We start from the raw sequence: 23,644 nt of genomic DNA, 5'->3' as shown, positions 1-23,644 counted from the left end.
CAAAGTCTAAACTTTTTTGTACAATAAAAGCTTGTGTTTTTTTAGACCTTCGTTCTATATAACTACCTATTAATAGATATTTTCCTTTAGCTACTTCTACATTTAGGTACGCATAACCGTAATCACCTTTATCTGGAGTCTCTATAATAAGGCTTGTATAAGGCCTATCGTCTTGCCCTTTTGTTGCTGATTGGTATTGTGTTGAACCTACAAGGATTAACTGTATTAAGTCCGTGATAATACTTTTTCCTACACCACTTTCTCCTGTAAAATCGGTTCTAAAAGAATGAAATTTATAATCAAATTCTTGATGGTGTATAATGTTTATGGCTCCTAAGCTATGTATACGCGGGTATTTTTTCATTTATAGCTTTTTATTATAGTGTCAATTTTTGGTATAATGTCTTCGTACAGTGTTGTTATTCTATGGAAAGATGCTCTAGACTCAAACGTATCGCCTTTATAATCTAACCAAGCTAGTTTTCTAAATTGTTTTAAGGCTCTGTCTATAGCATTATCAATTGCTTCATCATCATCAAAATTATCTTTATCAGTTGTAGACTGTGCTACAAGTTTTCTTAAACCTGGTTTGAATTCTTGATAATCATTTCTAATGGTCTGTTTTAACTTTTGGATAGAAGTCAATTCTAAATTTCTTTCCAGAAATAGTATTTTGTAAATTATTAACCCAATAATAATGTAATCGTTTTTAAGAATGTCTCTAAATGGTTGTGGTATGCTTCCTCTACTAGAGTCATTAAAATCGAGAAAAAAATAGGAATCTGTTTCTTTATTTTCTTCTTTTAAGCTTATCCCAAAGAAGCGTTCGTAATACTCTCTTATAGAGTTTTTATTTTCCTTTAAAAAGCGGTAATATGGTATTTGGTCTGCATCTTCTTGAATATGCACACCGTCTTTTAATAGATAGTCTAATCGCCCAAAGTATTGAATAGCATCTTCTTCTTTTAAGAATTTCAGATATTCTACTTCTGAAATATCATTGTTTTCCATAAAGCTGTATTTTTATTTTGTACTAAATTGGTTTTATCTATATCCACTTTATATTTTTCATTATTGTGAGCATCTTCTATAACTTTAAATGTAACTTTTGTAGCAATTGTAACATCATTTGTATCTTCGAGTACCAAGAAAAATCCTTTGGAAATGTTTAGTTCTTTTTTTTGTTGTAATTGGGCAAAAAACAGCTGTACCCAATCATCTATGGTTTGGGCATCATCAAACGCATTTTCTAAAACAGCTTTATTTTGTGCTTCAATTTTTTGATCTCTATGATATTTTTTTCTGGGTTTTGCTTGCGTAGGAAATAAATCTCGATCCCTATCTATCAATAGATATTTAGGACGTTTATGGTTTGAAGTTATAGAGTTTACTTCTTTAGGGAATATAATTTCTTTGTCATTACCCTTTTTCTCAAGTGTAGAATATTTTAGTAAAAATCGTATAAATCGATCTATTTTGGCGCTATACTCTGGTTGATTTAGTGTAAAGAAGAGTTGTTTTATTTTTGGTTGTATTCTGTCTAGTCTCCTATTTGTATTTCTAAGTCTACTCTGTACATTATTAAAAAAGCGAGTGGTGTACCTTATGCGCTCTAATAGTATTTCTTGCTCTGTTTTTATCTCAAATAACAAAGTGCTTATTGAATAGGTTTCAGAAAATGCTGAACGTAATTCGTCGTTTTTATTCTGTATATCTACAAGGTCATCGCTTACAGTTTGTAGTAACTTTAATGGCGATTTTTTTTCAGCTAGTGTGTCGTTCCTTAATTTTTCTACAGCCTCATCAATTTGTCTGTCTAAAAAATCTATTTGTTGTTTTAAATTGGGATGAAAACTTTTAAAATGGATTATAAACCATTCTTCTATTTTAGTTTCATCTCCAATAGATTCTCGTAGTTTTTGCTTTAATTGAGAACATATAATCTTTATCTCAGTTGGTTTTAAAGATCCAATTAATGTTTCTTCTGCAATTCTACAGAATTTTATACCATACTCTTGAAAGGAGTATAGTTGTGTTTCTTCATCATATTTCAGGAAGTATTTTTGGAGTTTATTTATCCGTCCTTTTACATCAGAGACCCTTTTTTCTTCTTCGTTCATTGTAAACTCAAATAGAGAATGAATCTGTTCTGCTGTAAACGAATCGTTTTCATAGTATCCCGATTTTACACGTTGATACAAATGCGCAATTACAATGCCCTCCTTTTTACTTGGGTACAATTGACGATAGGTTTCTTCCTTAGATATCTCGTCAATGAAATCAAATATGCCTGATCGTTCTTCTTTCAATGATTCTTTAAAGTATTTCAATATCAAATAAAGTATTCAACATCTCTTGATTATTTTTACTTAACACAGGAACAGATATAAAAAGTTTGTTTTCGGCCCTACTTATGGCTACATAGTTTACTCTGTGTTCTTCATTTTGTTCTAAATCAGGATTAATAAAAAGATCTATATCATCTTCTTTTTCAAGAACTAATAAAACATTCTTAAATTCATCCCCTTTTGATTTATGTATTGTTTTATGCAAACTCAAGTCTTCTGGTATTGATACACATAATAGTAATTGATTAAAAGTATGATTTTCATAAAATACCTTGACAGCACCTCTGCTAACTTTTGTCATACTAGGTTCAAGATTTAGTCTCACAAATTCAGAGAATTCTATTAAAGAACTAGACTTATATTCCTCAAATGATTTTAATAAAATAGTAATATATTTTAATGCCCTACGTTTACCTTTTATTTTATCCGCTTTATAATTAAAGAATTTTTCTAATTCCTTTATTGCATCTTTGAACTTATTCTCTCTTGCAAAAGCAATGGATTTAATACACGACGTAATTAATTTACTACGATATTTATTGGAGGAACTTGGTTTGTCTGATTCAACTAATTTACCTAATAGTTTGCTATCCAAACCAGTTCCACTAATCTCAGCTTTCATTGCATTGGAAGTTATATTAACTCTAGAAAGAGTATTCACTTTTTCATTTCCGCTAATCATTTTTGCTCTCCTCAAAGCAAATAACATATCTCCAACTATTATTTTGGGATTTTGAGTATTAGTATTTCGAAAGGGCACTTGTGTTATACCTGTTCTAATTGAGTTTAAAAGCCCTACTATTTCATTACTACTTCTTCTATTTTCATTTAAGTAATATTCCTTAATTTCAGGTAACGTAAAAGAATGAAACTGGCTATAATCTGCACCTTGAAATCCATAAATGGATTGGATTGGATCACCAATTACTCCAGTTATTACTCCTTCTAATCCAAGAGCTTTAAATATTGTAATTTGGATTGGATTACAATCTTGAAATTCATCAACAACTAAATAAGGAAACTTTGCTAGTAAAATTTTTGCAACAAACGGAATTTGTTTAAATATTTGGTAGCTAAAAAAAAGAACATCATCATGATGAATTATTCCTTTTTCCCAAGTCATTGTTTTGTATTCTAAATACGAATCATTTCTTATTGGATAATTACCCATTTTAAATGGGTAAGGGGTTTTTACTACTAAATCATCTCCCTCTATTTTCCATCTTAAATTTTTAAAAGCACTGATAACTACACTATCATCTCTAATTCTTTGCTGTCTAGTTCTTGCCTTCCAATCATTTAAAAAACTATAATTTGAAAGTATAATATCATCATGCCCATCAATTTTACTGATATCTAAACTATATTGTTCTGCTATAAATGAAACATATGGTTTTACAACGTGTTTATATAAAAAACTATGGATAGTAGAGACTTCTACCTGAGCAGAAGAAGTCCCCAAACGTTTATATATATTTTCAACAGCGGTATTTGTATAGGTTATACAAGCTACTTTTCTAGTTATCGAAAGCTTATTTGAAGAATGTAGTATGTTCCTAATATGGTTTACTAACCAATGAGTTTTACCTGCACCAGGACCAGCTGAAACCTTAAAATTATTTTCAATATCAGCTATTTTAAAATCAGAGTTTATAATAATTACTGACATAACTCTTCTATTGCATTTTTAATATATTTAGGAACATTAAATTCTATAAAATCATCTGTTCCTTTTTTACTAAGATTTTCAGACAAAACAAATGATAATTCAAGAGCGTTTTCTCCTTTGCCAACAGAGTTTAAATATCTAGATGCAATTATAGATTTTTTCTTTTCTTCACTATCAAAAGTGGTATTTATATTTATTGAATCTTTGATTCTTGTATTGGCACTACTATCTCTCAGTCTATCCATTAAATCTTGGACAGTAGAATCATCAGTTTCGAATATTGACATTAAATCTTTTAATTCTTCCTTATTATCAATAGATTCTGTGAGTAATAATTTTAAAGAAGGGTTACTCATTAATAATTCGTACTCTAAAGTCTTTCCTTTATTAGTTTCAGGACTAAAGAACGTTATATTTTGGTGTGTGCCTTTAGCGTAGATATCAGCACTTGGGTTTACTTGATAATCAAAGCCAACCAAATCTTGATTATATTCATAAGGATAACATTTCTTGAAACTACTTTTAGTTTTTTCTTTTCTTTCTGGATCTCTATCAGTTATACAGACAATTTGTTTAGGAATTGTATTTTCTTTTTCGCTATCAAACAAGTGTAGAAAATGATTAAAATAACGACCTCCAATATTTATTACAGCAACATGATTATCTTCTAGTGACTTACCAATATAATTTGCAAAGATTGACATTAGAAGTTGTTCTGCGATACCTTCAACAAATAATACTTTCTGAGCAAATAGCATGTCTGATTTTGTTGCATCTAAAAAGCGTTGCACATATTTTTTATTTTTCACATCAGGGAATACTTTTGTGGGATAACCTATTTTTGTTTCTCCATTTTGATTATGTAAGCAAATAATTTCACCCAAAGAAACCGCAGAGGTTATGTGAGTTGAATGAGTCGTCACAAATATTTGACGCACTTTTTTTTCTTTTTTATTCTCATTCAAAAATTTGAGAAATTTATATTGCATTGCTGGATGAAGATGAGCTTCTGGCTCTTCGATAGCCAAAGTTGTAAAGACTTTAGCGTTGTTATCTAAATAATCTACATCTGCATTTACCTGCATTTTTGCTAGTAATAGAGACATAAAAATTAAATTATTATACCCTAATCCATTATGTGTTGCAGGAATTTTAATACCTGATTCATATTCAACAATTAATTTTAATACAGAATACATTTCATTTTCAGAAATACTTCCTTCAAAATCAGGTTTTGCTTTATTAAATGATGCTCCTGTTTTTGTTGCATAAGAAAGAATTTCTTGTTTCCCATTATTAATTCTTGAGCTCAAGTCTTCAATTAAAAGACTAGCCTTTTCTGAAAATAATTCTTTTTTAATTTTAATCTGTTGATATTTTTCATCTAGTGTTTTTGTTCCATCCTTTTTAATTTCATAGTCCATAAAGAAATCAAAAACCTCCCTTAGTAATGTATTTCTGCCAGTTAGCATATCTCTTTCAACATCTCTAATTGCATCTAAAAATTGAAAATCAAATTTTTGTAATGATTCTGAATCAGCAGTAGTTTGGTTTGTTATTTTACCGCCCCATATTTTATATCCATAAAATCTAATAAATTCATGTTTTATTATCTTCCATGCCTTTTCTAAGGCATTTGGAGTCTCATTAGTTAATACAGATAATGTATTAACATATTCTTCTTGTTTCTTCTCTGGCAAAAAAAACTCATAGGTCAACAATGCCTCATATGAGCTATCCAACTTCGTTAACCAGTTGGATACTGTTACTAAATCGTCAGGAGTTTCTTCTCTCCCTTTTGTAATTGTAACAGAGATACTAATTTTAGGAGCAATTGCCTTTAATTCGTCTAATGTAACATTCTTATTAAAATCGTCTGTATTAAGCCGTTTTGGTCTTTCATTATCAATTACTAATGACAATGCTTTAATTAAGTTTGTTTTACCTGCATTATTATGTCCAATTATAACATTAACACCATCATTGAACTCAATTCTTTTCTCTTTAAAATTCCTGAAATTATTTATATCAATTTTAGATATGTACATTGATTATTTTATTGGTTTAGTAATTTAATAAACAAGCATAATTCATTTAAATGAACTTTGCTTACGGTTTTCCGTAATCAGAGGAGAATAAACAAATAACCCCCAATAAATATTGAGATTTGTTTAGATTAATACATTTAATTTAAGGGATTACTAAGATATGGTAATTAATTGACAGAATGTAAATTATCACTCATTTCTTGTAGATTTTCAATATCATGTTATAGGAATCTTTCGGTTGAAGAAATATACCAATGCCCCACCATATATTACACTTCACGTATGTTGTGAAACTTTAACCAATGTGTAATAACCGATGATGCACGTGTCTAATGTGCGTTTTTGATATTGAGGTTAATGGTACTGAGTTTTTAAGCAGCTGACAATCAAGGGAGAGTATAACCTACAATAGCTGTTATTCGTGATTCTTTATTATCCTATCTGAATGTTCATAGCATTTTCTAAACCCAATACTTTCAACCATTCTATTTAATGATATATTTTCTTTCGTAGTCATAAGAAAAAGTTCATCATTTTGTTTGAGGATTTCACCAACTACAAAAGACAATAAATGTCTTCCATTTCCATTATTCCTAAAATTTACATCTATAAATATTGTTCCAATCATATTTGGTTTTGGAGATAGAAATGTCATTATAGTGCAAAATCCAATAACCTTATCATTTTCCTTTAAACTATATATTAATTTTCGTAATTGTAGACTTTCAAAATTCTCAAGAGTTTTAGTCAGTTCTTTATTGTTATTACCATTGTACTCCTCTTGATAGTATTGCTGGTAAAGAGTTGCAATCTCTTGAATATCTTCTTGACTAGCTAAATTCACTTCTTTAGAAAACTTACTTTTCAAATGAATCTCTTTAAGAGAATAGAAGTACCTTTCTTTAAAAGATTCAAGAGTAAAACTAGAATTATGATCAGACAATTTGTCAATAAGTTGGGTATTTCCTATAAAATGAAACCCATCCTTTTTAAATTGCTTAAAATCAATTTTATCTTTGATGTTTTTCACATCCTCTTTTGTTAAATTTTTGCTATTAAAAAAATAATTTCCGCTAATCCAAAAACCAACACACCATCTATCAGCTTCTTCATAAATCCAACAATTATAAAATTCTGAATAACCGCTCATTACACGTCCAAAAGCATCAATAATATAAAAGAAATTTAAACTAGTATATCCATCTAAATTTTCAACTTGAAAATAAATTTTGCGTCTAAGTTATTTGTAAAATCTTTGAACATTAATTCTAGTTTTAATTAATACAGTTAATTATATAAAGAGTCTATCCTCCATACCTCATGTATATATTTATACACAAATCTAATATATCTATTCTCTAGTAAATGCAAAAAAGAATGCCTAAAATTATGGATAGCTACTTTTGGAAGTTATATTATTTTTAAATACAATAGTAATTAATTGATAGGATGCAAATTATCTATCATTTCTTGTAGATTTTCAATATCATCTTGAACAAATCGTTCGGTAGAAGAAATATACCGATGCCCACTCATATATTGCACTTCTCGTATGTTGTGAAGCTTTAACCAATGCGTAATAACCGATGCTCGTATCTGATGAGCGTTTTTGATATTTAGGTTAATGGTGCGGAGTTTTTTAAACAACTGACAGGCAATGGTGAAACGATCCGAGTTTTGCGGTATAAACGCCTCTGTGTGGCACGCTATAGCATTTTGCAGGGTTTCCCTATCCGTTTGTATATACTGGGCTAAGGAAAGCACCTGTGGCGATTTGATTTCTAGCTTGCGATAGTTGGTTTTCCGTGTGCTTGGCACATAGATATTCCCTCGCTCTAGATTTACGTGGTGTATTTTCAGATGCTTAATAGACGTAATCGAAAGTCCTTGATACACCATAAGTCCTGTAATGACTTTATCCCGTATCGCTACCGACGGACTATTGGGAAGTTCTATATTCTGTGTTTGAAAGCTATAAAATAAATCTTCGAGTTCTTCGTATTCTAAGAGGTTATGATTCAGCATTCGTTTTGCTCCTCTGATATTCATATTCTCCATAGGGTTATCGCCTCGGTGGTTTTCTTCTATCAGATAGTTAAAGAATACTTTTAAGGCTCCAATGCGTAGTTTGGTGGTTTTCTTTGAAGGTCGCTTCCCTGCTATGGGGCGTTGTATTTTCTTTGCGTAGGTTAAACATGTTTTGTAATCAATGGTATAAGGGTTATAGTCTTTTGATTGACACCAACTCATAAACTTATCGTAACAAATCAAATAGGTATTGATTGTTGATTTGGCATACGCCTTTTCATAGAGATAGGTATCAAATGATTTCATGTTCGTTCATATTTACCAAATGCGTGTATATCTGCGTTGATTCAAGACTTGAATGGCCGAGGAATTGACTAATGGATTTCATAGGTACCTTGTTTTGCATGAGATGCGTGGCGATGCTATGACGTAAAGTATGCAAGGTAATATGCTTTGCTTGTATATCTTCATCTTCGCTGGCATCAATAATATATTTGAGCCTGTTAGCTATCGACATATCATTGATACGTGTACCTCGCTGTGAAATCAAAAAAGCATCGGTTTGATAGTTATTCTGAAACTCTGGTCTGCCTTCATAGAGATAGTCTTGGAGGATACTTAAATTATATGTGTTAATCGGTACAAAGCGTTCTTTGTAGTTTTTGCCTTTACGTACATAGATACGTCCTTTATCAAATAAGATATCTTCACAATTGATATGTACTGCTTCATTTCGCCTGAGTCCGCAACTATATAACAATACCAATATGGCACGGTCTCTCATTTGAAAGTGTTCACTCATATGTGAGTAATCACAGGCTTTAAAGAGTCGTTTGATTTCGTCTTGGGTAAGTATCACCTTATCCGTATTCTGATACGATACTTTCTCTCCTTTGAGATGTACACCAAATTTGATATTAGCATTATGTTCTTTTAAATAGACTAAGAACTTCTTTAAGGCTTGTTGGTGTTTATTTAAAAAGGCTTTTGATAATCCCCCGCCACGTCTTTGGTTTCCCCGCTTTGATAATTGGGTGTAGTATTCTTGGATAAGCAAAGTCGTTACTAGGTCAAGATTACGATGTCCTCGTTTCTCTAAATAATGAAAGAACTCTTTTAAATGATTTGGCAGATTATAGACCGTAGTAGGAGCATAGCCAAGTACGTCCAGCCAATTGGTATATGAGTCCAGGAGTTGTATAAACACCTCGTTTTTAAGTTGTAGTTTTTTCATAGTTTGCTTTCGCGAACCTGCCTGTCGGTAGGCAGGAGTGTATAAACTTCTATACCCTTTTACATTTTTTAGTTTCAGTGGCGAACCTCTTGTTCTCTTTTGTTTATCAAACATTTAGCCTCGCCATTATACCAGTGGCGAACCACTGGCGAACTAGCGACCCGTAGCACGGGCAGGCATTTATACTTTTACCACTTTTTGCAACTTTTCGATACACATATTTAGCGCCATATCGATGGTTGTTTCTAAATGGCGAAACTCATCTACATCGATGATTTCATAACAAAAGGATTCCTTTTGAATATCCGTTCTACGTTTGATATACCCTTCTTGTAAGAGTAACTGATTATAGCGTCTCAAGGTTGATTCCTTAATCCGTAATTCCCTTCTGATTTCTTGATTGGTAAATACCGTATTCTGTTTTTTGCTCAAATGAGTTTTAAGATTTTCGAGATAATTTCTTGTTGCTCCATTGAGTGAGTCAGACTTACGAAGCAAAGTATCTTTGATAAGAGCGTTTGCTATTTTAATATCTTCTAAACTTGTTTCTATATATTCTTCTCCTGTATGCACATCAAATTGTGATTCTCTTTTGTTGGCAATAGAAAGTAACAGCTTCAATGAATTGCAAGTAATGTGCATTGCTTCGTCTTGGTTTAAAAACTGATTTCGGCAATATCAAATGCTCTGCATAGGGATTGATAATACGTACCGCAGAAGCTGACAAACAAATTACTGAGGCTAAAACAGCCAAAAATGAAATTTCAGATCGTCTCAAAAGCTATCGAAAAGAAGCAGAAATCTTTTTGAAATATGCCAATAAAGAGCAGAAAGAAAAGATTGAAGCACTAGGCTTTAATACCTCTGAAACGACAGGTTCATTAAACGATGTGGCCACACGAGCATTAAATATTATTATGGATGCCAAAGATCACTCACTTACCAATGATGAACTCTATACCATCTATGCCGGTAGTATGGAGAATCCAAAAGATGCGCTGAACTATACTGCCTTTAATATTAAATGTAGACCACTCTTTAATAGTCAACGTCTCATTCGTAAAAAAGCAGCAGAAGGTTTGTCGTCTCGTGAAGATATCATTTCACTCAATGGAACTCCTATTAAAAAGGAAGATCCAAAGGATGGAGTAGAGGAAGTGAAAAAGACTTCTGATACTAAAGATGATGCAACAAAAACTGAAAAGAAAGCACCTGTCAAAACGATTACCCTCAAAAAAGGAACACCAGAAAAAGGTAAGAAAGATGATACGACACCAACAAAAAAGTAAAGCCATCGATCATGCTCTATGGCTCAACTTTGAACATCGTACTACTCACAAAGAGTACGGAGTTGTAGAAAGTATTATTCATGATTATGCGGTAATACCAAAAATTTACCCCATTGTTAGCGGACAAGCTTTTGAAGTATTGCCTGATAGTTACACTTCCCTTTCCTATGATAGGATTGCTGAAATCTTTACAGATCGTAATTCATTATGGTTTTGGGAAGAACTCCAAGGAATGTTCTCTACAGCAAATGGAGAGTTATTACGCTTTGTGCGACTAGAAAGTCTCTTATTGCACTGTTAAACGCTGGAATTTTCAGTTGATTTAACCTTGTGTGTTACCACAAGTTTCCTATCCTGATATGCGTAGTTGGTAACGATTAGGTGTAAAGCTCGGGAGGCAATGCGACTTAGAAATTCTCGTGAGAGAATCTCACTATTGTTAGTATCAAACGATAAGGTTGCTAGGAACGAATAGTATGAATAACAGAATGTGAACTACTGTAAAAAATCGTTAAAAATGATAAGCCAAAGATACTGATAGGCTTTAACCAAAATGGTATGGGATAAGTTCGGTTAGTGAAGCGGTAACCGACGTAACTATAACGTCCTCGGTTGACAGGTAGATTCTAACCTATTCTGTGTGGTAAGAGAAACTAGGTAAGCCCATAGGATTCTTTGTCTGCCAGCAAAGAAAGTAATCCGTAAGGAAAACTGATAATCCTGTGGGTAAAGGATGATGAAAAAAGCGAATGCCAGTTTGTAATGAACTGGATAGAAACTATTGTTTTGTTGCGAAAGCAAGCTGACTTTCATCTGGTACTTGATTACGAGAAATTTGTAAGGAAACTTAATAATCAGAAAGCAAATTAGAGTTTTATATTATGAAACATGCGTCTGAACTTAGAGGATACTGGAATTCCATAGACTGGAATCACGTTGAGTATAAGGTAAGGTTATTACAAATGCGTATCGTAAAGGCTACCAAAGCAGGACAACATCGTAAAGTAAAATCTTTACAATGGATTCTGCAAAACTCTTATTATGCCAAATTATTGGCGGTAAAAAGAGTAACGAGTAATAAAGGGAGAAATACTCCTGGAGTCGATAAGGAAGTTTGGTCATATCCTACTCAAAAACTCAAAGGGGCTTTATCCCTGAATAGAAAAGGATATAAAGCTAAACCACTGCGAAGAGTATACATTCCTAAAGCTAATGGTAAACAAAGACCCTTAGGTATTCCAACAATGAAAGATAGAGCAATGCAAGCATTGCTACTTCTAACATTAGAACCTATAGCAGAAACAACTGCCGACTTAAATTCTTATGGGTTTCGACCTAAAAGATGTTGTGCAGATGCCATAGAGCAATGTTTTGTAGTATTTGGAAACAGATACTGCGCTAAATGGATTCTGGAAGCTGATATTAAAGGGTGCTTTGATAATATTAACCATAACTGGCTTTTGAATAATATTCCAATAGATAAATATATTTTATCACAGTGGTTAAAAGCAGGAATTATAGAACACGGTTTTTTTAAACATACTGAAAAAGGAACACCACAAGGAGGAATTATATCTCCTACACTGGCAAATCTTACTTTAGATGGATTGGAAAAATATATCTATGACGCTTGTGGAGTCTGGAGAACTCCGATTGGAAATAGAAATAGTGTTGGACAAAAATTACAAATTAGTTTTGTTCGATATGCAGATGACTTTATTGTTTCTGCCGCTAATAAGGAAGTACTACAAAATGTGGTACGACCAGCAATAGAAGAATTTCTAAAACCAAGAGGGCTCTCATTACAAGTAGAGAAAACTAAAATTACCCATATCGATCAAGGCTTTGATTTTCTTGGACAAAATGTTAGAAAATACAATGGAAAATTACTAATTAAACCTAGTAAGAAATCCATCAAGAATTTCAAGCAAAAAGTCCATCATTTTATTAGAAAATCAGGAAGCCTTTCTACTTATGAAGTGATACTTTACCTCAATGCTCTGAAAAGAGGATGGGGAAATTATCATAGACATGTAGTCTCTAAGGCAATATTCTCTAAAATGGATCACGATATTTTCCAAGCCCTATGGCGATGGGCAAAGAGAAAACACGGTAATAAGTCTCGCCGATGGATTAAAAATAAATATTGGAAATCTATCGGAAATCGAAATTGGGTATTTACTGCCTATAGAGGAGACAAACCTGTGCATCTCTTACGTTTGGATAAAATCCCCATTAAACGCTTTATCAAAATTAGACATGGAGCTAATCCATTTGATGAGCAATGGGATGACTATTTTAAAACTCGTAAAGGTAGGCGGGTGAGAAAGTAAACAGTTCTTGCCTTATAGGTGCTTGAGCCGTATGATGGGAAACTATCACGTACGGTTCTTAGGGGACTTAGGCGGAGTAATCCGCCTCGGTTACCCGACATCCTTGCCTATGACATCCCTCTTGAAAAACTCATTCGCTACAGCTTGTCTGCTCGTGGGTATGATAAGGATCATAAATGGGTCGGGTTTAATAAAGCCAAAGATATTTGGCTGGAATAATTGAATACTTTTTAAACACCTTTCTTTTGAGATTGGTGTTTTTCTATGACCTAATTTGATATATGACGATTTAAAGAATGTTTATTTTAAGACCTCTTAGCGATTTTCTTTTTTACCAACATATCAATGAACGAAGAAAACAGTAATTAACTTTTTGGCTAACTACTGTTTTTCAATAATTTAAGTTGTCATCTTTAGCAATGACCTAGTTTGGGACATTACCCAAACGATGACCTATTTTGGGACATCACCCATTACCAATTGAAATGTTTAAGCATCAATTCAACATCTATATCTTTTCTATATTCTCCAATTTTTATTTTTGAGACTAAGCTGTCTTTAAATTTAAAAAAAGCAATTTTATTATTTTTTGTAAAAATTAAAGTATTATCCTTATTTTGATATTTACTTCCGAATTCTTCAATAATTTTTGAATAAGAAGCTCCTACCTCTATCTTATTATTGAAAAGTGATACTCCTTTGTCATTTAAAGTAATTTCTACAAATTGATCAGTATTCTTCTCATAAGTATATGGATTTATAGAATCATAAACGATCATATTCCCAATTATTCTCGTTGGATAGTTACTATCAGAATTTTTTATAAGAGTATAATATCCATAAAAATTATTTTTAATTCGATCAGGGAAAAAAATAATATCTTCTTTACTTAAAAAAGTAGTAGTAGCATTATCTATTTGATTTTTTACACTCTGTAAATTGATATTATCATTCAATAAAGTTGATTGGTTTTGACCATTTTTTGTTTCAACAGGAATGTCTACGGTATCTATCTTACTTTCTAATGTTTTCACTTGTTTATCTTGAACACAAGAAAAAAAGCATATTGTTAAAAAATATATTATTATTTTTTTCATTCTAAAATAATTTTTAATGTTTATCTATCCTAGGTCTAAATGGTTCTGTATTAAAGTCTCCTGTATCTATTCGTCCACTACTTGCATCAGCTTGAAGTGTATTTCCAGTAGGTAAAGGAGTAGAAGATGGTGTTATCCCTTCTCTAGTTACTGTACCGACTGATGTAGGTGGATTCATAGTTCTGTTAAGTAATCGTATAACATCTATACTACCTCCTAGATTTGTAGATACTCCATCATTAAAGGAAACAAAATTATCCTTATTAGGATTATACATCCAATAAATCATACTTTCAGCGTTTTCTATTTGAGAACCTTCCCTACCAACTCCAACAGAAGCATTACCCCCAATAACAGTAGCTCCTGTTATTTTTGATAATTCCGCAGCAAATGATCTAACGTCATCACTTGCGCAAGTTGCCGAATTGCAATTTCCTAAATAAATTAATGCATTATCTGTAAAATTCACTTCTCCGTTCTTTATTGCATCGTTTAATTTACTTAGCCCAGAATTACTAACTGAAGCGTCAGCTTGAGCTCCAAATATTGTTCCTGCATAACCATGACCCCAAACAGCCACAAAAGCAATTCCTTCTGGGTCAGAAGCAGACGCAGTTCTAAAAGCATCCACAAAACTATTTACACCTCCTGATTGAATATTAATATTTTGAGTTCCAGGATGAGCTTGCTCAAGGATATCTCCTCTATACTTTACATCTTTGCCCAATGTTATACCCAAAACCGCTTCAAGTCCTTCCAATTCAAAATGACTTATAACCTTATTTTCACTGAATGCATATGGAGAATTATAAACAAATTTTTCTGCTAGTGGATCAAGATTAAAAAACCTTCCAATTGCAGGGTCATGATTTCGCCATTTAAATTGTAACCACCCTAACCCTAGATCCTCTTGTAATTCTTGACCTTGAAAGCTAAACCTGTCCGCAGTGTGATTTACATTCCCAGAAACCACGTCATTGTATCCTTTTTGTTTTAATCCAAATGGATAGTAATGCTTTTCTGAGATGATTTCTGTACCTATTTCAATAGCCCCATCTCCGTCACTGTCTGCATACGTAAGACGCACGTTTCCTAAGTGATCGGTATAATTAAACGCATATTGATAGTTAGAAAAACTTGCTGTTTGCGTTTGTGTGCTAAATTTTCCAATAGACTTAGAAGTACCATATACAGGTTCTATATAGCCTTCAGGGTGCGGGAACATTTTTAAAGATTCAACGTTATTATTGTTATTCTCATAGATATATCCTCCTGCATAGTAAGTCGTGATTGTACTATTTTGAACTTCATCATTCATTATTTTCGCAAGTTTTATTCCCGTGGCATCGTAAATATACGAAATTGTCCCTTGCTGAGTATCACCTTGAGCATCAACGGTATTAATTCTAACAGTTACAGGTAGATTTAAGTGATTATATTCAATATTATCCGTAATCCCTTTATTACGATCTTTAATCATATTTCCGTTAACATCATACTCATAATCATCCAATGTAGCAGAAGTATTCCCATCATAGAATCCCTGTTTCTTGATACCTGAAGTACTCCCTTCAATCACATTGAGCAATTGATTTCCATTGTAAGCATAGGAAAGATCGTCCATTAATTGATATCCTGGACTTGTAGGTATATATCCATTTCGTTTTAAGGTTTCTATGTTTCCGTTTCTGTCATAGTTCACATTAAAAAGTGTATAACTATCTACGGTGTTATAATTGATTCCTTTTCTACTAAAACCTCCATTAATTCTATTTAGATCATCATACGCATATCCGTAAGCTCTTACTTGAGAATCTGAATTTGCAGATTTCCAAATGGTTTGAGAGATGTTTCCGTTGTAAAGAGGAGTAACACTTCCTGTAGAAGTCATTCCCTCTTTAGTATCATAATTAATATGAAAATTAAAAAGGTCACGTTCTCCAGAATTACTATTAATATCATTAATATCAGTAAGCCATCCACGAACATTATACTGATAATCTACTTTTTGAAGACTCTTATCAATATTTGTTGCATAGAAATTAAGACTGCTTATTTGTGAGTTTGGTGTTTTAAGGCTAATATCTCCAATAAGAGAAATACTTGGGTCTTCCAATAAGGTAGAAGTTACTACAGCTCCATTTTGTATGAAATATAATGTATCACCATCTCTTTCAATTTTAAAATCATTACTAACTATATCATAGTAGCCAGTGTAGAGTGATTGCGCACCTCCTCCAGCTAGAGGACGTTTATAAATAATATACTTATACTTGCCATTCACCAAAGTAGTTAGAAATCTGTAAAAGTAATTAATATCATACACTCCTTCTTCTGTATTAATATCATTGAATCCTACTCTTAATTCGGAACCTATGGATTCTACAGAAAATGAAATACCTCCGTCTCCTTCTAATTTTCCAATAGTAGCAAGACCAGCATTGTATGCATCAGGTAAATTTGGATCATCTAGTTTTGTAATCAAATGGCCATCATCTGAAACAACAACGTTGACTAAATCGGTATAACCTACTTCAAAAAGTTGTCCTCCCACACGTTTAGATTCCAATTGTCCTAAGTTATCATAGGTATTACTAGCGATGAGTTGCAAAGGTTCATCATCTATTTGTTGCATCTGCGTAATGAGTCTATTTTGATGATCATAGGTAAAGTAGTCTTTAGTGACTACTGCCTGATGACCCGTTTTTTGGTGTGTCGTTCTGCTCTCTAGTACTTTTCCTGTAAAATCTAGTAATGATTCAGAGGTGTCTGTGGTTCCTAAATAGGTGTTTTCACTATAAGAGAATATAGGACGTGCTTTTACGTCATAACCTGTAGCGGTGGTTATCCAATTACTGGTTGCTAATACACGTACTTTTGATACGGTAGGAAGTCCTTTTGTAGCATTGGTTATCGTCTGTCCATAAGCAGTTGTAGGCAAGCTATAACTACCCAAATCTTTATAGGTATCATAATAATTAATAGTAAGCACTGAGATGCTATTGATAGGAAATACCTGATTGGTGTAATAAAGTGTATTTCCATTAAATGAATTACTATTGATAGTTACATCTTCATTAAATTCTGTTTGGGCATCAATTTGATTTTGTATGGTTTGTCTTGAAGATCCAGAGGTGTAAATACCCGTATACACAACTCTATTAAAATCATCGTATTTGGTAAAAAGATATTCATTGTTTTGTCGAAGATTGGCATCCTGAGTAAGAACTGGGCGATCTAACTTATCATACAATATATATTCCCAACCCTTGGCAGGCACCTTCTTTTCAATCAGACGATTGCGATAATCATATTTATATTGATATGCAAGTCTGTTTAGTATGTCCTGAGCATTGGCTACTAAAGTCGTTCCACTTACAATTTGAGCACTTGCCTCTGGAGAGAGTACAAATGTTAAATTTCCAAAATCGTCATATACATAATAAGTGTCATGGACTACATCATTATTGTAGGTACGTTTTAAAACCGTCTGTCCTTTTTTATTCACAAATTCTTCACTAGCATGAGCTCCAGTTTCTATAATTTGATACGCTTGTAAAGGCGCATCGGAAGGATTTGTTGGTCCTGAAGGATCAAGTAACTGCTCAAAATTTTCATCTTGAGTAATGGTTCTTGATAAATTATTGGCTGGATGCAAACCGACCAATTGTAATGATGGCAGGGTAATATCAGTACCACTAAAGACCACTTCAAAATCCAATACATCATCTCCTTGAGTATTTCCATCACTCACCGTATTAGATGTATAGACATAATGAATCGTATGATCTGCAAAATTATCCTTTTGAATTTTCCAACTATTCCCAGGGGCTCCTTGTCGTAAAGGTCTGTTAAGTGGAGCGTTTTCTATGAGTGTTTCACTATAGGGATTTAGCGTATTTTCATACTTAGCAGTATTGTAGAAAGCTTCAATATTACTTTGTAATGTCCCTTGATTTGTAAAATCTAAAGGATTCGGAATTTCTGCACTTGTAGCAAAGGGTAAATATTGTTTATTGGTTCTTCCTAAAGAATCATAAGTGACCAATTGTACAATATTCTGCTTATCGCCTCCAGCTTTTGCAGATACGCTTTGTTTGGCTCTTCCGAGTCCATCATAATAAGAGATATTCTCTATTTTATGATCCTCTGAAACACTTCCCGTTTGTGTGGCAACCTGATAGGAGGTCGTTTTTACGTAATTTTCTGTTGTTGTCTGTCCAATACCTAACACTGGAAAAAGCAACATAATAAATGCTATTAATTTTTTCATCTTTACTATTGGATATTAGTTATTGTATCTGTAGTTATACTCATTCTCACTTAAGATATTCCCATCAGCATCTTTAACATACTTAAATCTATATAAGGTATCGTAATCATAATACATGGTGTATCCTCTAGGGTCTGTCATAGAAGTAATCCCGATAAGAGGATCATAGGTATAGGTGGTTATTTGTGTATGAAAGAGGGCTGGATCGTTTCGCATACCATCAAGCGCCTGACGTAGCGCACCTTCATTTCCAAGATTGCCTATTGTTCGATCATTATCTGCTTGTGCTAATGTGACTAGTGACGATACATATGAAGCAATTTCTGAATGTGATGCATTTACCACTTTGGCAATAGGATATCTGTTATCATATCCCCAGACATACGCAATTTTATTAACCTGTTCTGTAGCAGTAGGCGTACTGCCACTTGAGATGTCTAATTGATAGGACATTTTGATATTCCCATCACTGTAATACTCAAAATAAATGCGCTTCTCATCTGGATGATTCGATGTAGCTCCTGTTGAGGGATTGATCAGATCATTTGTAATTTCGATAGAGGTGGGATAAAATCCATTCCCTATAGCCCTATAATTACTTTTTCTTTTGCTTTTCGCATCATTTGCAGTGGTTGTAACTTCTACTGGCATTTGCAATTGATTACGCGTTTGCATTTGTAAATACACAGGATCATTAAGTTCTAAAGAATACACATACTCCTGAGTCACTTGCTCATCTGTCTCCAATGTTGAAATTTTTCTTCTAACTAAATGACCGATGGTATCATCATATTCATAATCTTGTGTTGTCTGTAATTGTTTATTATCTGATCCATTTCCAAAGAACTGAGTCGATTCTTGGTGTATCATTCCACCTACAAAACCTTGCACGGCAGATGATCTAAGTTCAAAAGAAGGTACATAACTTGTAATATGTAGATTCCAACCTAATTGAGTAACATCAGGGTATACATAGGCGCAGGCTCCTTCAGCATCTCCACCGCCACCACCTCCTGTACTATAGACTCCATAGTCTTTTTGAGAAAAATCATAGGTATATCCGCTTAAATATGGTTTAGAAACTAGTAAATCAAAATTCTTCTCGGGTTTGTTTACAACGTAAAGTCCAAAACTTCCAAAATATTGATACGCATTTGAACTTGTGGCATATTCGGACACTACTTCCTGAACAGCAATGTCCAAAGCGTCAAATACGGTATTTCGTGTCTGTTTGCCTACCGCTAATTGAGGTTTATACGAACTTACATTTGGTGGAACTCCCGAAGAGTGTAAGCCTGTATTTTGATCGATATAAAAATCATGTCTTGTATACCCTCCATTATCTTCTACAGATGTTCCTTTTTTTAGAATTTCATAAACACGCGAATAAGCAACATGAGGCTGACTTCCACCACTAGAGCTTCCTGTTACAGTAATGGAAATGGCATCAATGATTTGACAACCTTCGTCTATACCTGAAAGGCTTACACCATTGTTGATAGTATAAAACTGAGGATTAAAAATGATATTTCCTGAAGAATTACCATTCGTGATTTTATCAACTTTATAGAGGTATTCTTTTTCAGTAGCTAATGTATTAGTAGCTGTATAATCCTTAATGGTTTTAATACGAATACCTGCCCGCTGAACATCGGCTAATTCAGCAGGGCTATCAATGGTAGTTTCAATTCGGCTTACCTGCATAAATTGTGTGATTTGGTTATTTGGGTTCACAAGTAAAATCTGATAACATCCAGGGGTTAAAAAAACACTCATCTCATCATCAATATCGAGTTGAGATTGATCCGCGTATTTACTAAAAATCACATCTGCATTATTGATTAATAGTTCTCCATTTCCATTTGGATTTAGAATTTGATCGATATCAAGAATAGGATTTGGGCCACAACTTGTGGCATTAGACACTTTAAAAGCATAAGCCCTTATGCCTGTACCTCCCGATGGTACATTCCCACTACTAGAAATGGTTTCAAAATATTTTAACGTGTAATTTCCAGCTTCTTGAATATCGAAGGTTGTATTTGAAAAATTAGGGCTTCGTCCTGGACCATATTCATCGTTACACCATCCACTGCCACATTCACAAAAAGAATCAGGATCTGTACATGAGACATTATTGTCAATATAACCTAGTAATGACTGATTGGCATAGTACTGCGTATGTGTAGTTTCATTTAAGTCTGATTGGTTGGCAGGAGTCGTATGCGATTCAAACTCAAAATCAGTATACCCTCCCGTGGGATAATAAATTCTAGAGAGGGTACCTTTAATAGCATTAGAAAAGTTGATAGAACGATCAGCACCTCCAAAGGTATGTTGCCCTACAGTTACTTCTGGAAAAAGTACAGAATTGGATTTACCATTAAAATACCCCATATAATCTTGGGATTTACTTCCAACAGAAGGCACTTGGTCTGGAGAAAAATATTCAAAACGATATTTTTGATATAGATCATTGGTGTTGGAACGAATATCAATACCATTTAATTTTAAACGAATATCAGCTGCTTGTTGTCCCACAGGAGATTGACTATCATTAATTCCAAAATACGAAGTGAGAAAATCATAGATTTTATATTCTTGTGTTGCACCATCTTTGATAATGATTTTATCAATAGCATCTGATGCACCTATATCATATCTGTTTTGATACGAAATAGATACAATTTCTTTCCCATTATGAGTGATGTTATCTAATCGTTGTTGCTCTATTTTAATGCTAGGAACAAAACTGGTTACAAAAGGAGGCGAAGGAACATTTGCAGGTGTATTTTCATCTATGGTGTAGGTATACGAAGAATAGCCAGAGACACTAAAGTTTTGAGCCCATGGTGCTAATTTTGTATAATTAAATATATAGATATCTCTTCTATTAGCGGATTCAACTTTTGTAAGTACCCAAGAGGAATTATAGGTTTTATATACATCAAATATACGTGTATCATTCCCATCGTAGTCAGTAACCTCGGCAGCTTCAAAGTAATATTTTGTCCCGTCAGCACCTATTACTGTCCATCCCATAATACTGCGCATACCATTGGCCCCCGCCGCAGTAGTGGTAAATGTTACTTCTATATGAGGGTTATTAAGTGCATATGCCTGACGTGTATTTACATCAAAAGCAATATAATCGTTAATTCCAATGGCATTAAGACTATAGTAGTCAGGTTGCGTATCATATTCATTAATATTGATGCTATTCATAAAATCAAAGTAATCAACTACTCCTTGTTGATTAGCAAAAAGGGTGCTTTCATTTTTATAGACTATCATTTTATTTTGAACATCATTGTTCCAAAAGCTTAGGTATGGGGTAACTCCCGCAGTAATGTAGTCATCTGGTAGTCCATTAGTAACACGAGAGATACGCCCTCCTACTGCTAAATTCCACCCAAGCCCAGCACTTGTGGCTAATTGCTCCACTTTAATTCCTGAAGCATCATAGCTTAAGTTTACAGGAAGATGAAGTTCTCTTCCTTGATGGGTATAGATAGGAATGCCTATTTCTGGAGTTCCTGCATACATGTTGACAGGTGTATTGCCATACTGAGTGAAGGCTTCTGCCTCAGGAGAGTTAGGAATTGGAACAGAACGATTAAGTTCCGCTTCATAATCAAATTCGGCTTGTGAAGCTGTCTCTTGGGCTTGTAAAGAATTAAAACCTAATGCAAGGATGCAAAAGATAGATAAATAACATGATTTTTTAATCATAATGATTGAACTAGTTTAGTTAAACAATGTGACATAGTTACATATGTAGCTTATTTTCATACATCAAAAAAGACGTAGAATTAATGCCACAGATATATCTGTGCTTTTCAATAAAGGGGGTGTGGTGCGTTTGATAGGTTAAAACGAAGTGATAGTTGATGGTTAATGTCAATACTCTTCTTCAATTTTATAACTTCAAAAGTAGATAAATAGTACTTGTAAATTAATATTTGTCACTGAAATTACTAAAAACTGCATGCCAATTTTACTTAATATGCTCTATGTGAAATTTTTACCTCATGCTAATTTTTTGTTAACTATTTATTTTAAAAAGAGGTATCATCAATTAACCCAGCTGAGCACTAGAAATATTCTAGCCCTCCATAACTTTACATTCTTAATCATTTTTCATTTGTGGTTTTAAATTAATATTCAAATTAAAAGGGGTGTTTAAAATTCAGGAAAGTTCAAATATAGACCTAAATCGACTGTGATATCACGTAAATGAGTGAAGTGACTGATCTAATTAGGGAACTTTCAAAAATATTAGTATTTCCTTATTAGCATAAAAAAGATGGGTAATTAAGTATGGTCGAATACTTAATTACGGGTTGCTTGTTACTTTAGTAATTAGATATATGGTTATTTTCTAATAAGAAGTTTTATGATAATACCTATTTGTCCTAAGTGATATAAAATGTGATGTATAATACCTTCTAAGGCATACTCAAAAGGGTAACGACTCTTATGGTTATCTTCTGTGTATGTTTTTTCAAGAAAAGAATCATCTTTATCTTTAAGAAGTATAATTAATGATAAAATACTTTTTTCATAGTCTTCTTTTAATTGTTTCCAACCAATGGTTTTAAGTTCCTGATTAGAACGCCAATGATCAGGCTGATAGACTTGTTGCAAGGATAGATAGCCTTTGATCTTATTAATCACATCTATATTCAAAGCTATTAGATGTCCTATAATCTCAGCAACACTATGAAGTTCAGGTATAGGGCGTGTAAAGGCTGTATGGTTTGATATACCCTCTATTTTATCCATAACATTAGCCCCTAACCATAGAGACTTGTAATTTATAGCTTCTAATTGCTGTGCATACGCTTGTACTGTTGTATTCATAATTTTATTATAGTCATAGAACTAAACCCAAAAGACCTTTTAAAATGTGGTGCAATGACTATAGATCAAATGGGTGAATAGTTCTATTTATTGGATTTTAAAATTGGTTTATAGCCTATAGTATATACCTAATTATCTATCTATAAAGCCAATAAGCATATATTATACGGTGTAGTATCCCCACTTCAACAAGATGTCGAAGGATTAATTATAACTAACTTTATTATATAAATTGAATGAAACTTAAACGAATATTTTAAATCAGTTTTTAGTGAGTTTAAGCTGTGTAATAAGCTTAAAAGTTATTTCACTTCTATTATTTTTATGCCTTAAATGTGCCTTTATTTCATAACCTTCTTTTTCCCAAACAATCCATAACGGTTTTTCCTCGAAAGTGCCCTCTCTTAAATCAAAAGTATTCTTTGCTAAGTGTTGAATGACTTTACCGTTTTCACCTCTGAT

At 33.0% G+C, this 23,644-nt stretch carries 17 protein-coding genes; 4 read left to right on the top strand and 13 right to left on the bottom strand.

Features of this window, described 5'->3' with window-relative positions; all coding sequences use genetic code 11:
• Positions 1 to 360 precede the first annotated feature (360 nt).
• From ACFO3O_RS12055 to ACFO3O_RS12020, 8 genes are all read right to left on the bottom strand, one after another.
• Positions 361 to 1,011, bottom strand: a complete 651-nt coding sequence (locus ACFO3O_RS12055; protein WP_379979113.1) for a condensin complex protein MksE — start codon at positions 1,009 to 1,011, stop codon at positions 361 to 363.
• Positions 984 to 2,309 carry a hypothetical protein gene (locus ACFO3O_RS12050; RefSeq protein ID WP_379979111.1) on the bottom strand — a complete coding sequence of 442 codons (1,326 nt, stop codon included), beginning with the start codon at positions 2,307 to 2,309 and terminating at the stop codon, positions 984 to 986. Before ACFO3O_RS12050 ends, ACFO3O_RS12055 begins: the two co-directional genes overlap by 28 nt.
• A 7-nt stretch (positions 2,310 to 2,316) precedes the next feature.
• Positions 2,317 to 4,017 (bottom strand): UvrD-helicase domain-containing protein, encoded by a 1,701-nt coding sequence (locus ACFO3O_RS12045; protein ID WP_379979109.1) that lies wholly within the window; start codon positions 4,015 to 4,017, stop codon positions 2,317 to 2,319.
• Positions 4,008 to 6,065, bottom strand: coding sequence for an ATP-dependent nuclease (locus tag ACFO3O_RS12040; RefSeq protein WP_379979107.1), 2,058 nt, complete (start codon positions 6,063 to 6,065; stop codon positions 4,008 to 4,010). The genes ACFO3O_RS12045 and ACFO3O_RS12040 overlap by 10 nt, the downstream gene beginning before the upstream one ends.
• 415 nt (positions 6,066 to 6,480) lie before the next feature.
• Complete coding sequence (locus ACFO3O_RS12035; protein WP_379979105.1) at positions 6,481 to 7,215, bottom strand: GNAT family N-acetyltransferase; 735 nt, start codon at positions 7,213 to 7,215, stop codon at positions 6,481 to 6,483.
• A 287-nt stretch (positions 7,216 to 7,502) separates the two neighbouring features.
• Entirely contained in the window at positions 7,503 to 8,399 is an 897-nt protein-coding gene (locus ACFO3O_RS12030; RefSeq protein ID WP_379979103.1) for a tyrosine-type recombinase/integrase, read from the bottom strand.
• Entirely contained in the window at positions 8,386 to 9,441 is a 1,056-nt protein-coding gene (locus ACFO3O_RS12025; RefSeq protein WP_379979101.1) for a tyrosine-type recombinase/integrase, read from the bottom strand. Before ACFO3O_RS12025 ends, ACFO3O_RS12030 begins: the two co-directional genes overlap by 14 nt.
• Positions 9,442 to 9,507: 66 nt before the next feature.
• Entirely contained in the window at positions 9,508 to 9,969 is a 462-nt protein-coding gene (locus tag ACFO3O_RS12020; RefSeq protein WP_379979099.1) for a hypothetical protein, read from the bottom strand.
• A 56-nt stretch (positions 9,970 to 10,025) separates the two neighbouring features.
• Between ACFO3O_RS12020 and ACFO3O_RS12015 the strand changes: the two genes are divergently transcribed.
• The 4 genes from ACFO3O_RS12015 to ACFO3O_RS12000 all read left to right on the top strand — a co-directional run bounded on the left by ACFO3O_RS12015 (position 10,026) and on the right by ACFO3O_RS12000 (position 13,168).
• Positions 10,026 to 10,616, top strand: a complete 591-nt coding sequence (locus ACFO3O_RS12015) for a hypothetical protein (protein ID WP_379979097.1) — start codon at positions 10,026 to 10,028, stop codon at positions 10,614 to 10,616.
• Entirely contained in the window at positions 10,591 to 10,917 is a 327-nt protein-coding gene (locus ACFO3O_RS12010; RefSeq protein ID WP_379979095.1) for a hypothetical protein, read from the top strand. Before ACFO3O_RS12015 ends, ACFO3O_RS12010 begins: the two co-directional genes overlap by 26 nt.
• 580 nt (positions 10,918 to 11,497) lie before the next feature.
• Positions 11,498 to 12,949 (top strand): group II intron reverse transcriptase/maturase, encoded by a 1,452-nt coding sequence (gene ltrA / locus ACFO3O_RS12005; RefSeq protein WP_379979093.1) that lies wholly within the window; start codon positions 11,498 to 11,500, stop codon positions 12,947 to 12,949.
• Between the two features lie 18 nt (positions 12,950 to 12,967).
• On the top strand, positions 12,968 to 13,168 hold the full coding sequence (locus ACFO3O_RS12000) for a hypothetical protein (RefSeq protein ID WP_379979091.1): 201 nt from the start codon (positions 12,968 to 12,970) through the stop codon (positions 13,166 to 13,168).
• Between the two features lie 254 nt (positions 13,169 to 13,422).
• Here the strand turns inward: ACFO3O_RS12000 and ACFO3O_RS11995 are convergent, their stop codons facing one another.
• The 5 genes from ACFO3O_RS11995 to ACFO3O_RS11975 all read right to left on the bottom strand — a co-directional run.
• Positions 13,423 to 14,046, bottom strand: a complete 624-nt coding sequence (locus tag ACFO3O_RS11995) for a hypothetical protein (RefSeq protein ID WP_379979089.1) — start codon at positions 14,044 to 14,046, stop codon at positions 13,423 to 13,425.
• Between the two features lie 13 nt (positions 14,047 to 14,059).
• Positions 14,060 to 18,319 (bottom strand): DUF6443 domain-containing protein, encoded by a 4,260-nt coding sequence (locus ACFO3O_RS11990; RefSeq protein WP_379979087.1) that lies wholly within the window; start codon positions 18,317 to 18,319, stop codon positions 14,060 to 14,062.
• Between the two features lie 15 nt (positions 18,320 to 18,334).
• Positions 18,335 to 22,051, bottom strand: a complete 3,717-nt coding sequence (locus ACFO3O_RS11985) for an RHS repeat domain-containing protein (RefSeq protein ID WP_379979085.1) — start codon at positions 22,049 to 22,051, stop codon at positions 18,335 to 18,337.
• Between the two features lie 642 nt (positions 22,052 to 22,693).
• Positions 22,694 to 23,182 carry a DinB family protein gene (locus ACFO3O_RS11980; RefSeq protein WP_379979083.1) on the bottom strand — a complete coding sequence of 163 codons (489 nt, stop codon included), beginning with the start codon at positions 23,180 to 23,182 and terminating at the stop codon, positions 22,694 to 22,696.
• A 261-nt stretch (positions 23,183 to 23,443) separates the two neighbouring features.
• Positions 23,444 to 23,644: hypothetical protein (locus ACFO3O_RS11975; RefSeq protein ID WP_379979081.1), on the bottom strand; the 201-nt coding region annotated here is incomplete at its 5' end.

Source organism: Dokdonia ponticola, from assembly GCF_042653865.1.
Classification (GTDB): domain Bacteria; phylum Bacteroidota; class Bacteroidia; order Flavobacteriales; family Flavobacteriaceae; genus Dokdonia; species Dokdonia ponticola.
The sequence above is the reverse complement of the archived record's forward strand: the minus strand, read 5'-3'. Positions and strand labels throughout refer to the sequence as shown.